Origin of the sequence: Micromonospora sp. LOL_015 (assembly GCF_048060275.1) — a bacterium.
GTDB lineage: Bacteria > Actinomycetota > Actinomycetes > Mycobacteriales > Micromonosporaceae > Micromonospora_E.
In genome coordinates this window covers 57,147-69,642 of sequence record NZ_JBHMIO010000010.1, presented here as the reverse complement: position 1 = coordinate 69,642, position 12,496 = coordinate 57,147, and the positions used below count along the sequence as shown (strand labels likewise).

The window sequence follows — 12,496 nt, the reverse complement described above, 5'->3', positions numbered from 1 at the left end:
CACCACACCGGGACGCGCCCACTGTCGGTGCGGTGCCGCCGGTGCTAGCGTCGGTGGCACAACCTGATGTCCCACAGGGGAGCGCACACAGCGCTGAGAGTGCGGGGAGTCCCGCAGACCCTCGAACCTGATCTGGGTAATGCCAGCGCAGGGAGTTGGAGCGACGTATGACGCAGCAATCTTTGCCCGCCGACCGCAGCTGGCGGACCGTCGACATCGTGGTCGCCTCGGTGATCGCCGTCGCGTTCGGGGTGGTCTTCTGGCTGTGGGGGTTGATCTGGGCCGCTACCGAGGCCGCGTTCACCTTCTTCCCGCCCGCTCAGGCGGTGCTGTACGGGGTATGGCTGGTGCCGGCCGTGCTCGGCGCACTGGTGATCCGCAAGCCGGGGGCCGCGCTGTTCTGCGAGCTGGTCGCCGCGGTCGTCTCGGCGGCGTTGGGCAGCCAGTGGGGCGCCGTGGTGATCGTGCAGGGGCTGGCCCAGGGGGTCGGTGCCGAGCTGGTGTTCCTGGCGGTGGCGTACCGCTCGTTCCGGCTGCCGGTGGCGCTGGCCGCCGGTGCGGCCGCCGGGCTCGGCGCGGCGATCTTCGACCAGATCCGCTACTACGCGCCGTACGACCTGGTCAGTTTCCGGATTCCGATCTTCATCGTCACCGTGGTCAGCGCGATCGTGCTGGCCGGTGCCGGCAGCGTGGCGCTGACCCGGGCCCTGGCCCGCACCGGGGTGCTCGACCGGTTCCCCGCCGGCCGCGACCGCACCACGGTGTGACCCGGCCGCGACCGCACCATGGTGTGACCCGGCCGCGACCGTGCGGGTCGTGAGCCGGCTGGAGCTGCGCGGGTTCGGCTGGCGGCACGCCGGCCGCCGGGCCTGGGCGGTCCGTGACGTCGACCTGAGCGTTGACGCCGGTGAACGGGTCCTGCTGCTCGGGCCGTCGGGGGCCGGCAAGAGCACGCTGCTGGCGGCGATCGCCGGGGTGCTGCCGGCTGACTCGGGCGAGCAGGCCGGCACCGTCACCGTCGACGGGCTCGACCCGCGCAAGGCCCGCGAGCGGGTCGGCATTGTCTTCCAGGATCCGCAGACCCAGCTGGTGATGGCGCGCAGCGGCGACGACGTGGCGTTCGGTCTGGAGAACCGGGGGGTGCCGGCCGAGCAGATCTGGCCGCGGGTGGACGCCGCGCTGGCCCGGGTCGGCTTCCGGTACGGCCGGGACCGGCCGACGGTCGCGTTGTCCGGCGGCGAGCAGCAGCGACTGGCCCTGGCCGGGGCGCTCGCCCTGCGGCCGGGTCTGCTGCTGCTGGACGAACCGACCGCCAACCTGGACCCGGCCGGCGCCGACCTGGTCCGCAACGCCGTCGCCGGGGCGCTCGACGGGGACCGGGACACCACACTGGTGATCGTCGAGCACCGGGTGGCGCAGGCGCTGCCGCTGGTCGACCGGGTGGTGGTGCTGTCCGCCGGGGGCGGGGTGCGGGCTGACGGCGAGCCGGACGAGGTCTTCGACCGGTACGGCGGGCAACTGGCCGCCGACGGTGTCTGGGTGCCCGATCAGCCGCTGCCGCAGCGCGGTGGTTTCCCTGCCCGGGCCGGTGAGCCGCTGCTGATCGCCGACCGGGTCGGGCTGGTGCCCCGGCTCGCCCCGCTCGCCGACGAGGTGCCGCTACGCGCCGGCGAGGCGCTGGCCGTGCTGGGGCCCAACGGTGCCGGCAAGACCACGCTGGCCCTGCTGCTCGGCGGGCTGGTCGCAGCCACCGACGGAACGGTCCAGGCCACCGCCGCGTTGACCGGCGACGGCCGGGTCGGCCCGGCCCCGCACCGGTGGCGGGCAACGGAGCTGGTCCGCCGGATCGGCAACGTGTTCCAGAACCCGGAGCACCAGTTCGTCGCCACCACGGTGGCCGACGAGCTGGCTCTCGGCCCGCGCCGCTGCGGGCTGGCGGAGTCGACCGTCGCCAGGGTGGTCGACGAGTTGCTGCAGCGGCTGCGGCTGGACCGGTTGGCGGCTGCCAACCCGTACACCCTCTCCGGTGGTGAGGCGCGGCGGCTGAGTGTGGCGACCGCCCTGGCCACCGCGCCCCGCCTGCTGGTGCTCGACGAGCCGACGTTCGGCCAGGACCGGCGTACCTGGCTCGAACTGGTCACGCTGCTCGGTGAGCTGCGCGACGCCGGGCACGGGATCGTGACGGTGACCCACGACGTCGACCTCGTCGCCGCCCTCGCCGACCGGCGGTTGACCCTATGAGCCGGCCGGCGGTTGATTCTGTGAGCGGGCCGGCGGCTGACCCGGTGATCGGCGAACCGGACGGCACCAGGACGGCGCCGCTGGCCCGCCGCAACCCGGTAGCGAAGCTCGCCGCCGCGCTGGTCTTCTCGGTGCTGCTGCTGGCCACTCTGGACCCGGTGGCGCCGGCCGTCGCGATCGCCGTCGAGCTCGCCGTGGTCCCGCTGTTCGGGCTCGGCTACCGGGCCCTGCTGCGCCGGATGGCGCCGCTGCTGCTGAGCGCCGCCGGAGTGCTGGTCACCCTGACGTTGTTCGCCGCCGAACGGACCGGCCCGGTGCTGCTCGCCGCCGGGCCGGTGCTGGTGACCAGCGGCGTGCTGGTCACCGCACTCGGACTGGCGTTGCGCCTGCTGGCCGTGGCGCTGCCCGGTGTGCTGGTCTTCGCCACCACCGACCCGACCGACCTGGCCGACGCCCTGGTGCAGAACGTCAAGGCCCCGCCCCGGTTCGCGATCGGGGCGCTCGCCGCGTTCCGGCTGGTGCCGATGCTGGCCGCCGAGTGGCAGTTGCTGGCGATGGCCCGCCGGGCCCGGGGCATCGACGCGGGTCGCAACCCGGTGCGTCGGCTCCGGTTGTTCGCGACGACCGCCTTCGGGCTGCTGGTGCTGGCGATCCGCCGGGGCACCCGGCTGGCCACCGCGATGGACGCCCGGGGATTCGACGCCGGCATCCCCCGGACCAGTGCCCGGCGGCAACGGTTCGGGGCGGCCGACGCCGCTCTGGTTGTCGGTGCCGCAGTCGCCGCCGGAGGGTCGCTGGCGGTCAGTTTCGCCGCCGGGGTCTTCCGCCCGGTGATCGGCTGAGCCCGGCCCGGCCACTCCCCGGCAGAAAGATCAGCAGGTCACGCCAGGTGTCACAGATGCACATATGGCAACACCTTCACGGCACGTGCGCCGCAACGACGGCAGTACGTCGCCTGCTGTTTCCCCACCTCCACGAGATTGACCGCGACAAAGTTGATCTGGGAGGCGGAACAGGGATGGGACACCACCACCATCATCACCACCACGACCACGCAGCGAGCGGTGCCGACGTACCGGCACCGCTCGACCTGTCGGTGCCGGACGCCGAACTGTCGCCGACCGAGGCGTCCCGGCGTACCTTCCTGCGGAACGCCGGGCTGCTCGGAGCCGGCGCAGCCGCGTCGTCGGTGCTGGCCGGCGGACACGCCGCGCACGCCGCACCGGCCAACGACCACGCCGGCGGCGGCACCGGCGGCGGCCAGGCCAACGACGGTGAGTTCGTCTGGCTGGCCGGCGACCACCACATCCACACCCAGTACAGCTCGGACGCCATGTACCGGGTGGTCGACCAGGCCAAGCACGCCCGCGCGTACGGTCTGGACTGGATCGTCATCACCGACCACGGCAACGCTACCCACTCCCGCATCGGGGTGGAGAAGGTCAACCCGGACATCGTCGAAACCCGCAAGGAAATCAAGGACCTGCTGATCTACCAGGGCCTGGAGTGGAACATCCCGTCCGCCGAGCACGGCACGGTCTTCGTCCAGCCGGGGCCGAACGAGGTCGCCGTACTCAAGCAGTTCGAGACCGACTACGACGGTTCGGTCAACGGCACCAGCAGCCCGAGCCCGGAGAACGAGGCGCTCGCCATCGCCGGCATCAAGTTCCTCGGTGACGAGGTCCGCCGACGCCGGATCGGTGGTGCGCTGTTCCTGGCCAACCACCCGTCCCGGCGGGGCGTCGACTCGCCGCACGAGGTGCGGGCCTGGCGCGACGCCGACCCGACCGTGGCGGTCGGCATGGAGGGCGCCCCGGGTCACCAGGCGTCCAGCCTGCCGGCGCCGAACGGCCCGGGTCGCGGTCGCGGCTACTACGAGGGCAGCCCGTCGGCGGCGTCGTTCCCCGGCTACCCGTTGGAGAGCTACCGCACCTGGGGCGGGTTCGACTGGATGACCTCCACCGTGGGCGGGCTGTGGGACAGCCTGCTCGCCGAGGGCAAGCCGTGGTGGATCAGCGCCAACTCCGACTCGCACATCAACTACCTGGGTACGTCGATGCGCGGTCCGGACAGCGACTTCAACGCCAACGGCAAGTACAACGACCCGGTGTACGGGCCGCTGATCACCACCGCCGGTGACTTCTGGCCGGGACAGTACAGCCGTACCCACGTCGGCGCGCAGGCGTTCGGCTACCGCGCGGTGATGGACGCCATCCGGGCCGGCCGGGTCTGGGTGGACCACGGCGGTCTGATCCGGGGCCTGGACATGCGGGTCCGCCGGCTCAACGACCAGCGGCCGGGTGCCGGTGCCACGCTCGGCGGCACGCTGAAGATCAAGAGTGGTACGTCGGTCGTGGTGACCCTGGACATCGATCTGGCCACCGTGCCGAACTGGGCGCAGTTCGTGCCGAAGCTGGCCCGGGTGGACCTGATCGTCGGCGACGTCACCGGACCGGTCACCGACCAGGACACCTTCACCGCCCCGACCACCCGGGTGGCCGCCTCGTTCGAGGTGCAGCCGGGCCGCAAGCGGGTGTCGTTCAGCTACCCGCTGGGCCGGGTGGACCGGCCGATGTACGTCCGGGTGCGCGGCACCGACGGTAACCGCAGCGCGCCCGGTCTGATGGGTGCGGCGGTCGACCCGCACGGCCCGGCGATGGACGTGCTCGGCGACGCCGACCCGTGGCTGGACCTGTGGTTCTACGGCAACCCGATCTGGGTCCTGCCATCCTGACCGCCACCGCCATGATCATTACTGGGGTGAGCCTCGGGCATGCCGACGACGCCGCTGCCGAACACTGGCTGCACGACGTCGTCGGCGTGGCCGACCTGCCCGACCTCGTCGCCTGCACCCATCTGGTGCGGACGCCGAGGCCGCACGTGGCGATCAGTCTGGCCGCCCCCGACGGGCTGCGCGACCTGCCCGCCACCCCGGCCGATCTGGTCCCGGCGGCGGAGCTCGCCGCCGCCGAGCACCGGGCCGGCCGGTCCGGGCGGGCGGTGCGCTACCCCGGGGTCGACCGCCTGGTCGGCACACTCACCGTCGCGGAGCTGCTCGAACTCAGCGCGATCGAGCAGGTCATCATGCTCGGCGGCGCGCAGCCGGATGAGGACACTCCGCTGGTGACCCGGGACTTCGTCCGGCCGCAGTGGATCAACGGGGTACTGACGTTGATCACCACTGCGGTCGGGCCGGGGCGGATCGGGCCGTTCGAGTTGCCCGACCCGACCCCGTGCTGCGCCGATAAACACTGACCGTACGCCTCACCTGTTTAGCCTCACCTGTCCAGCCTCCGGCGCTGGTCACATCCTGTGGCCAGCGCCGGAGGCAGTCTCATGCTCAACGGCCTCCCGCTGCCGGAGCCGCGAGGTGACGCTGACGCACCTTGAAACGCGAAAATAAGGTGTGTCAGCGTCACCTCGCGGGCGGTGGTGTGGTGGTCATCTCGCCGCCGGCCTTACCGAGATGCAGGGTGTCACCGACCCGCAGGAGTTCACCGTCGGCCATCAGTCGTCCCGCCCGTCGTGGACGTACCCGTCCGGCCAGAGCCCGGCGTACTGCAACACCGCCCGCACCCGACGCGCCTTGACCTGATCCCAGCGGTCCAGCACGGCCAACGCGCTGATGAACGGCGGGCAGAACGCCGCCACGTCACACACCCGGCGTTCGGCCAACCGACTCGGCATGTGCTCGGTGACCGTCGCCCGCGCACGGTCCAACACGTCGACTCCCGGCCGGTTCCGCATCGCCGCCGCCACCTCGTCCAGCACCGCCCGTTCGGCGTCGACAGCCGGACGCTCGGCATTCGGCGCGGGTGCCACTGCACGCGCGGCCAGCAGCCGGAACCGTGGGTCGCGCCCGATGTCCGTGTGCCCCGGCGTTCGGCGCGGCAACGGCGGCCGGTTCGGCGTCGGACCCGCGTCGACCGTGGGTTGTCGGGTCCGTTGATACCTGTTGTCGGGAACCTGGTTCCTGTTCACGGCTCTCTCCATCGCGGGTCGGGGGCGTTTGAAGGATCTTTTGTGGACTCTTCCTGTGTGGAGGGGATGCCGGGACCCCTGCGTCAGGTAGCCTAGGGACGTTCACAAACGTCCCGGGAGTGATCAACCATGAACACAGCGCTGCACGTGGCGATGAGCCGAACCGGCATGACACCCGCGACCCTGGCCGGCAAGGTGGGCGTCGACCCGAAGACCGTCGCCCGGTGGCTCGGCGGTCGCGTTCCTCACCCCCGCCACCGCTCGCAGGTAGCCCAGGTGCTGAGAGAAGATGAAGACGTGATCTGGTCCGGCTTGGTCAAACGCGGATACGACCGGGAGATCCGCGCCGCATGGCCGACACGCTCAGCCGTCCCCCGGGAACTCTGGAACGACCTGCTCCACCGCGCCACGTCCCGCATCTGGTGCGCCGGCTACACCTCGTACTTCCTCTGGACCGAAGTCCCCGGCATCACACCCACCCTGCGGAGCAAGGCCGTATCCGGCCTCGACCTGCGCTTCCTTCTCGGCCACAAGGACTCACCCGTCACCCGCGACCGCGAACGCATCGAAGATGCCGCCCTGTCGATCTCCACCCGCATCGACATCACCACCGCCGAACTCGCCAAGATCGAACCCACCCCACAGGTACGCCACACCGACCGCCACATCAGCCTGTCCGTCTGGATCTTCGACGACGAAGCACTGGTCAGCACCCACCTCGCCGACCAACTCGGACACGCCTCCCCCACCCTGCACATCCGCCGACGCAGCCCCGGTGGCCTCTTCGACCAGTACGCCAACCACGTCGAACACCTGTGGGAAGCAGCCCACGCACCAGCACCGGCCCCATGACCGACCCAGGCTGGACCAGCAGCTCAGACCCGTACCTCGTTGCACAGCAGCACGACGCGTGGTCTGCCGAGGCCGCCACCCGGGGACGCGTCGGCACCCAACAGCTTCTCGGCGTCGAGTCCGTTGACGCTGACGCACAGGTCGGACGCGCGTTCGGTCTCGCCGACACCGGACGAGCCGTCGTCCGCCGCCGACTCATCCTCGAAGACGACCGACCCGTCGAACTCGCCGACTCCTACTACCCGGAGTCCGTCGCCGCCGGCACCCCACTCGCCGACAACCGCAAGATCAAAGGCGGCGCAGTACGGGTCCTTACCAACCTCGGACTCGCGCCCCACCAGGTCAGCGAACACGTCACCGCACGACGGCCGACCGACCACGAACAGGAACTCCTCGACATCCCCGCCGACGAACCACTCCTCGTCCTCACCCGCATCAGCCGCGCCGCCACCGGCCAACCCGTCGAGTACGCCGTCATGCGCACCGTGACCAGCCGCTCCACCGGCCACACCTACCAAATGCAGGTCTCACCCGCATGACCAACGAACCCGACCACGCCGCCGCCAACGACGTACGCGACCGCCAACGCCAGATCGCAGCCGATCTCCGCCGACAGATCCTCACCGGCGAGTTCACACCCGGCGACAAGGTGCCCTCCACCGCCCAACTCTGCCAGCGGGACGGCGTCTCCAACCTCACCACTTAACGCGCACTCGCCATCCTCAGAAAGCAAGGATTCGTCCGTGGCGAGTCCGGGGTCGGGCGTGTTCGTCACCGCCAACCAGCCGATCGCCGTCGAAGCGAACCCACTACCCGGGCCGGCGAATCGATCGAAGTCACCGAGATGATCAAAGCCGCCCACCTGCGCAAGGCCAGATACCTCCTGCCCGGACCAGACAAAGCCTGATCTCACCGCCCTCCCGCGACACTTACCAGACCTCCACCGAGGTAGTGGAGTTGGCCACGGCGAACTCCGCTTGGCGAACCGCTGCATGCGCACAACGGACAACTACTCCCCCTTGCCGGAGACGACCGGGTACGCGACAATTTCCACATCGACCTGTCGTTAGGTAGGCGGAGTCAAGTGAGACAGCCACGCCGAGCCAGCAGCATCCGTCAAGGACAGACAACGCATCGATGTACGCAAGATTAGGTGCCGGAGTTGGGGTGAAATGTCGATTGCGGCAACCTCCGACACGCCCAGGATCCAGGGGAAGTTGGCGGAAAGATCCCAAACTGCCCCGAGCTGCGAAAACCAGCCTCATAGAGATCATCTGAGCCACTACCAAGATCATGATCAACCGAAGGTTGCCCTCCAGGCCCCCCGTTTGCCCAGGTCAGACCGCCCGACATTTCGGACACGGTCCCCGAGCACACGAAAACCGCGCCGGATTGAACTTCGCAAAGCAGCCACCGCAGCAGCAGAGGATCAAGTCACCGAGCACACGAAAACATCGGCACAGGTCGGCAGTTGACTGAATTTGTTCTGCGACGGCGCTGCCGCTATCCGGAGCGGAGGCCAGGCTTCCCGGGGTAGCCGACGGGGTCGATCGTACTAATGGCCGCGTTCGCATCACGCGCAACGTCCGCGAGCGTGTTAGTGCAGAGGTCGGATAAGGATCAACCGTCGAGTTGCTTCCCTTTGGAACAGGCCGGATGAGGGGACGGACTCCGCTGACCCCGTCACCCCACTCGGCTCGCGACCGTCAGCGACGGCCGGTGACGATGTACTGCAGCTTGAGCTCATGATCGGGTGCCACGCCGAACCGTTGATCGAGTTCGTAGATCGAGGTCAGCGGTACGGCCGTGACATCATGCAGACCGGCTCCTTCCAGCACCGCCACGGTCTGGTCGATCGACTTCGCGGTGGCCAGCGGCAGCGCCGACCGGACCGCGTCGTCGTAGTGGTCGGCGAAGTTCTCCGAGGCGTTGTCCAGCCCGTCGGGGAACCAGGTGCTGTCGACCACGGCGACGGTGCCGCCGGGGCGCAGCAGGCGTACCCAGTTGGCCACGGCGACCTGCGGCTCCCGCAGCGTCCACATCAGGTAGCGGCTGGTCACCGCGTCGAAGCTGGCCGCCGGGAAGCCCGGGGACACGGCGTCGCCGTACGCGATGACTGGGCCGTCGGGCATCGCGGCGGCGTGGTGCTGGGCCCGCTCCAGCATCCCCTCGGACAGGTCGATGCCGGTCACTCGGTGGCCGAGGCCGGCCAGCACGATGGCCGCCTGCCCGGTGCCGGTGCCGACGTCGAGCACGTCCAGCGGGGCCGGCGGCAGCGCCGCCGCCCAGACCTGCGACCAGGCCTGCTGGTCGGCGGCGAACCGCTCAGGGCGCTGCACGTACGCGTCGTAGCCGGGGGCCCGGCCGGTCCAGTACGCGTTGATCCGATCCTGTACGGCCGTCATGCCGCGGTCCTTTCCTCGGTCACCTCGTGCGGGCGGAACAGCAGGTGGATGGCTCCGTCGAGGTCCAGCCGCCGGATGCCGATCCCGTAGACCGGTTCGAGCACCGCCGGGTCGAGCACCTCGTCCGTGCTGCCGGCGGCCGCCACCCGACCCTCGCCGAGCAGCACCAGGTCGTCGCAGTATCGGGCGGCCAGGTTCAGGTCGTGCAGTACGACGATGGAGCAGGTGCCGAGATCCCGCACCAGTTGCAGGACCTCGTGCTGGTAGCGGATGTCCAGATGGTTGGTCGGCTCGTCGAGCAGCAGATGGGTGGCCTGCTGGGCGAGAGCGCGGGCGATCAGCACCCGTTGGCGTTCGCCGCCGGACAGCCCGGCGAACGCGCGGGCACCCAGGTGGGCGGCACCGACCCGGGCCAGGCAGCGGGCCACGATCTCGTGGTCGGCCCGGCTGGTCCGCTGGAACGTCGACAGGTGCGGGCCCCGGCCCAGCAGCACCAGCTCGGCCACGGTCAACGCGGTGTCGGTGCCGCCGGTCTCCTGCACCACCACGGCCAGCCGGCGGGCGACCTCCCGCGACGGCAGGCCGGTCAGCTCGTCGCCGTCCACCACGACCCGCCCGGCCTCACCGCTCCGACCAGGACCGCTACTGCGCCCGGCGCCGCCGCTGCGCAGGGCACCGTGGAGCAGCCGGAGCAGGGTGGTCTTGCCGCTGCCGTTCGGGCCGATCAGCCCGAGGACCCGGCCCGGCCGGGCGGTCACACTGACCCCGTCGATCACCGGGTTGGCGCCGTAGCGCCAGGAGACCTCGGTCGCGGTGATCACGACTCGGCCTGGAAGTGCTGCACGATCCGTTCGAGTCCATCGATGGACAGTGGGGTCGGCGGCTCGGTGAAGTTGAACAGCTGGGTCAGCACGTCGCCGTTGCGCACGGCGGCCAGGTTCTCCGCCCCGGGCAGCCCGGTCAGGCCCTGTTCGACGGCGGCCGGGTCGCCGTCGCTGTACAGCAGGATCAGCACGTCGGGGTCGCGGCCGAGCAGTTCCTCCACGGTGACTTCGAAGACCCGTTCGGGTACGTCGTCGAAGACGTTGCGCAAGCCGGCCGCCTCCAGCTGAGGGTGCGCCATGCTGGCGGTGCCGTACGCGTAGGTGACACCGCCGCCGACGGTCGGGTACAGCACCGCAGCCGTACGGCCGGTGCCCGCCCCGGCCTGGGCCTGCACCTGTGCCATCCGCTCTTCCAGCGCGGCGACCGCCGCTGCCGCCTCGTCGGCCCGGTCGAACACCTCGCCGTAGGTCCGCATCTGGGCGTAGATGTCGTCGAAGGTCGGCACCGTCGTGCTTCCCGGGCACATCGCCGGCTCCTCCAGCAGCGGGATGTCCACCGCCGACAGCGTGTCCCGGGACAGGTTGTCCACCTCGCCGAGCACCAGGTCCGGCTGTTGGCTGATCACCACTTCCTTGGAGATCTGCAGGTGGCCGCTGGTGTCGGTCTTGTCGGTCAGCAGCGGAATCCGGTCCAGCTCGGCGAGGGTCGCCTCGTCGTAGTACTCCGCCGGGTACTGCCCGGCCCGGGCGGTGACCCGGTCCAGCACGCCGAGCGCGTGCAGGTACGGCACGGCAGCGCTCTTGAGCAGCACGACCCGTTCCGGCGCGGCGTTGAAGGTGACGTTGACGCGGCAGTTGGTGATGGTCACCGGGTAGCCGTCGGCCGCGGCCGGGGTAGGGCCGGCACCGGCTTCGCCGCAACCGGCGGCGAGCAGCGCGGCGGCGGAGATCGCCGCGACGGCGGTACGGGCGGTCGTCATCATTGCTCCTCGAAGGTCGCAGCTGGTCAGGCAGAGGTGGCGTGCAGGCGGCGGATCAGAACCAGCAGGAAAGGTGCGCCCAGCAGCGCGGTGATGATCCCGATCGGGATCTCCTGGGGAGCCAGCAGGACCCGGGCGAGCACGTCGGCCCAGACCAGCAGGATCGCGCCGAGCAGCGCGGCCATCGGCACCACCCGTACGTGTGGTGCGCCGACCAGCCGCCGGGCCAGGTGGGGCACGACTAGGCCGACGAAGCCGATGCTGCCGGCGGCGGAGACCAGCACGCCGACGCTCAACGAGACCAGTACCAGCAGGCGCAGTCGGAACCGGTCCGGGGACACGCCGAGGGTCTGCGCGGTCTCGTCGCCGATGGCGAGTACGTCCAGTCGCCGGCCGACGATGGTCAGGTACCCGGTCATCCCGACCAGCACGACGGCGGCTACCGCCAGCAGCGCGTCCCACCGGGCCAGCCCCAGCGACCCGAGCAGCCAGAACATCACCGACCGGGCGCCCTCGGCCGACCCGGAGGCGAAGATCAGGAAACTGGTGGTGGCGTACAGCGCGTAGCCGACGGCGACGCCGGACAGCAGCAATCGGATCGAGGTGACCCGGCCGCCGCTGCGGGCGATCAGGAAGACCAGCAGCGACGCGGCGAGGGCGCCGAGGAATGCGCTGGTGGACAGGGCGTACTGGCCGAAGCCGGCGCCGGCCCCGAACAGGATCGCCGCCGCCGCGCCGCTGGACGCTCCGGAGTTGATGCCCAGCAGGTACGGGTCGGCGAGCACATTGCGGACCATCGCCTGCAGCGCGACTCCGCACACGGCCAGCCCGGCGCCGACGAGCATGCCCAGCAGCACCCGGGGCAGCCGGACCTGCCAGACGATGGCCTGCTCCGGCAGGCTCCAGGTCGCCTCACCGGGCAGTCCGACGAGTTGGTGGCCGATGATGGCGGCGACGGTCGTCGGGGTGATCCCGATCCCGCCGGAGCCGACCGCCACCACGACGGTGGCCACCAGCCCGACGGTCAGGACAACCAGCCAGATCCCGGTCCGGCGGCGCTGTGCGGCGACGCCGAGCAGGTCGCTGCGGGCTGCCGACAGGGTGGCCGCAGCCATCGCCCCACCCCCACATGCCGATCCCTTGCTCTTGCAAAGCTATGGCAAGAAGCTAGCAGCAAGATCAAGGGATCGGAAGGTGGTGAGTCACTGTTCAC

13 protein-coding genes and 1 riboswitch are annotated in these 12,496 nt (G+C 70.6%); of the genes, 8 read left to right on the top strand and 5 right to left on the bottom strand.

Translation table 11 applies throughout. The annotated features are described in order from the left end of the window. Positions 1 to 65: 65 nt before the first annotated feature. A riboswitch (TPP riboswitch) is annotated at positions 66 to 171 on the top strand. From ACFHWU_RS11705 to ACFHWU_RS11685, 5 genes are all read left to right on the top strand, one after another. After that, on the top strand, positions 168 to 767 hold the full coding sequence (locus ACFHWU_RS11705) for an ECF transporter S component (protein ID WP_416554418.1): 600 nt from the start codon (positions 168 to 170) through the stop codon (positions 765 to 767). It overlaps the preceding riboswitch by 4 nt. A 49-nt stretch (positions 768 to 816) precedes the next feature. Further along, positions 817 to 2,241 carry an ABC transporter ATP-binding protein gene (locus ACFHWU_RS11700; RefSeq protein ID WP_416590560.1) on the top strand — a complete coding sequence of 475 codons (1,425 nt, stop codon included), beginning with the start codon at positions 817 to 819 and terminating at the stop codon, positions 2,239 to 2,241. A 44-nt stretch (positions 2,242 to 2,285) separates the two neighbouring features. Beyond that, entirely contained in the window at positions 2,286 to 3,083 is a 798-nt protein-coding gene (locus ACFHWU_RS11695) for an energy-coupling factor transporter transmembrane component T family protein (RefSeq protein WP_416554569.1), read from the top strand. A gap of 176 nt (positions 3,084 to 3,259) precedes the next feature. Next, the gene (locus ACFHWU_RS11690) at positions 3,260 to 4,975 is read left to right on the top strand and encodes a PHP domain-containing protein (RefSeq protein WP_416554414.1); all 1,716 of its coding nucleotides are present in this window, start codon (positions 3,260 to 3,262) and stop codon (positions 4,973 to 4,975) included. A gap of 26 nt (positions 4,976 to 5,001) precedes the next feature. After that, the gene (locus ACFHWU_RS11685; protein ID WP_416554412.1) at positions 5,002 to 5,496 is read left to right on the top strand and encodes a hypothetical protein; all 495 of its coding nucleotides are present in this window, start codon (positions 5,002 to 5,004) and stop codon (positions 5,494 to 5,496) included. A 252-nt stretch (positions 5,497 to 5,748) separates the two neighbouring features. On the opposite strand, the gene ACFHWU_RS11680 is transcribed toward ACFHWU_RS11685, so the two are convergent. Beyond that, positions 5,749 to 6,222, bottom strand: coding sequence for a hypothetical protein (locus ACFHWU_RS11680; protein ID WP_416590559.1), 474 nt, complete (start codon positions 6,220 to 6,222; stop codon positions 5,749 to 5,751). Positions 6,223 to 6,351: 129 nt separating this feature from the next. Between ACFHWU_RS11680 and ACFHWU_RS11675 the strand changes: the two genes are divergently transcribed. Genes ACFHWU_RS11675 through ACFHWU_RS11665 form a run of 3 tightly spaced genes read left to right on the top strand, consistent with a single transcriptional unit; the run spans position 6,352 to position 7,780 of the window. After that, entirely contained in the window at positions 6,352 to 7,074 is a 723-nt protein-coding gene (locus ACFHWU_RS11675; protein WP_416554409.1) for an XRE family transcriptional regulator, read from the top strand. Further along, complete coding sequence (locus ACFHWU_RS11670) at positions 7,071 to 7,613, top strand: GntR family transcriptional regulator (protein ID WP_416590558.1); 543 nt, start codon at positions 7,071 to 7,073, stop codon at positions 7,611 to 7,613. The genes ACFHWU_RS11675 and ACFHWU_RS11670 overlap by 4 nt, the downstream gene beginning before the upstream one ends. Further along, a complete protein-coding gene (locus ACFHWU_RS11665; protein WP_416554405.1) occupies positions 7,610 to 7,780 on the top strand; it encodes a GntR family transcriptional regulator in 171 nt (56 codons plus the stop codon). The genes ACFHWU_RS11670 and ACFHWU_RS11665 overlap by 4 nt, the downstream gene beginning before the upstream one ends. Before the next feature lie 1,000 nt (positions 7,781 to 8,780). Here ACFHWU_RS11665 and ACFHWU_RS11660 read toward each other — a convergent pair. The 4 genes from ACFHWU_RS11660 to ACFHWU_RS11645 are packed head-to-tail and all read right to left on the bottom strand — an operon-like array spanning position 8,781 to position 12,398. Then, a complete protein-coding gene (locus ACFHWU_RS11660) occupies positions 8,781 to 9,479 on the bottom strand; it encodes a class I SAM-dependent methyltransferase (protein WP_416590557.1) in 699 nt (232 codons plus the stop codon). Continuing rightward, a complete protein-coding gene (locus tag ACFHWU_RS11655; RefSeq protein WP_416554401.1) occupies positions 9,476 to 10,300 on the bottom strand; it encodes an ABC transporter ATP-binding protein in 825 nt (274 codons plus the stop codon). The genes ACFHWU_RS11660 and ACFHWU_RS11655 overlap by 4 nt, the downstream gene beginning before the upstream one ends. After that, entirely contained in the window at positions 10,297 to 11,286 is a 990-nt protein-coding gene (locus ACFHWU_RS11650) for an ABC transporter substrate-binding protein (protein ID WP_416590556.1), read from the bottom strand. Before ACFHWU_RS11650 ends, ACFHWU_RS11655 begins: the two co-directional genes overlap by 4 nt. A gap of 23 nt (positions 11,287 to 11,309) precedes the next feature. Then, positions 11,310 to 12,398, bottom strand: a complete 1,089-nt coding sequence (locus ACFHWU_RS11645; protein ID WP_416590555.1) for a FecCD family ABC transporter permease — start codon at positions 12,396 to 12,398, stop codon at positions 11,310 to 11,312. Positions 12,399 to 12,496: the final 98 nt, after the last annotated feature.

What these genes read in the sequence shown, in the direction of transcription:
- ACFHWU_RS11660 (WP_416590557.1), bottom strand. Translation starts at nt 9,479, where the DNA reads ATGACGGCCGTACAGGATCGGATCAACGCGTACTGGACCGGCCGGGCC.
- ACFHWU_RS11645 (WP_416590555.1), bottom strand. Translation starts at nt 12,398, where the DNA reads ATGGCTGCGGCCACCCTGTCGGCAGCCCGCAGCGACCTGCTCGGCGTC.
- ACFHWU_RS11665 (WP_416554405.1), top strand. Translation starts at nt 7,610, where the DNA reads ATGACCAACGAACCCGACCACGCCGCCGCCAACGACGTACGCGACCGC.
- ACFHWU_RS11690 (WP_416554414.1), top strand. Translation starts at nt 3,260, where the DNA reads ATGGGACACCACCACCATCATCACCACCACGACCACGCAGCGAGCGGT.
- ACFHWU_RS11670 (WP_416590558.1), top strand. Translation starts at nt 7,071, where the DNA reads ATGACCGACCCAGGCTGGACCAGCAGCTCAGACCCGTACCTCGTTGCA.
- ACFHWU_RS11650 (WP_416590556.1), bottom strand. Translation starts at nt 11,286, where the DNA reads ATGATGACGACCGCCCGTACCGCCGTCGCGGCGATCTCCGCCGCCGCG.
- ACFHWU_RS11705 (WP_416554418.1), top strand. Translation starts at nt 168, where the DNA reads ATGACGCAGCAATCTTTGCCCGCCGACCGCAGCTGGCGGACCGTCGAC.
- ACFHWU_RS11675 (WP_416554409.1), top strand. Translation starts at nt 6,352, where the DNA reads ATGAACACAGCGCTGCACGTGGCGATGAGCCGAACCGGCATGACACCC.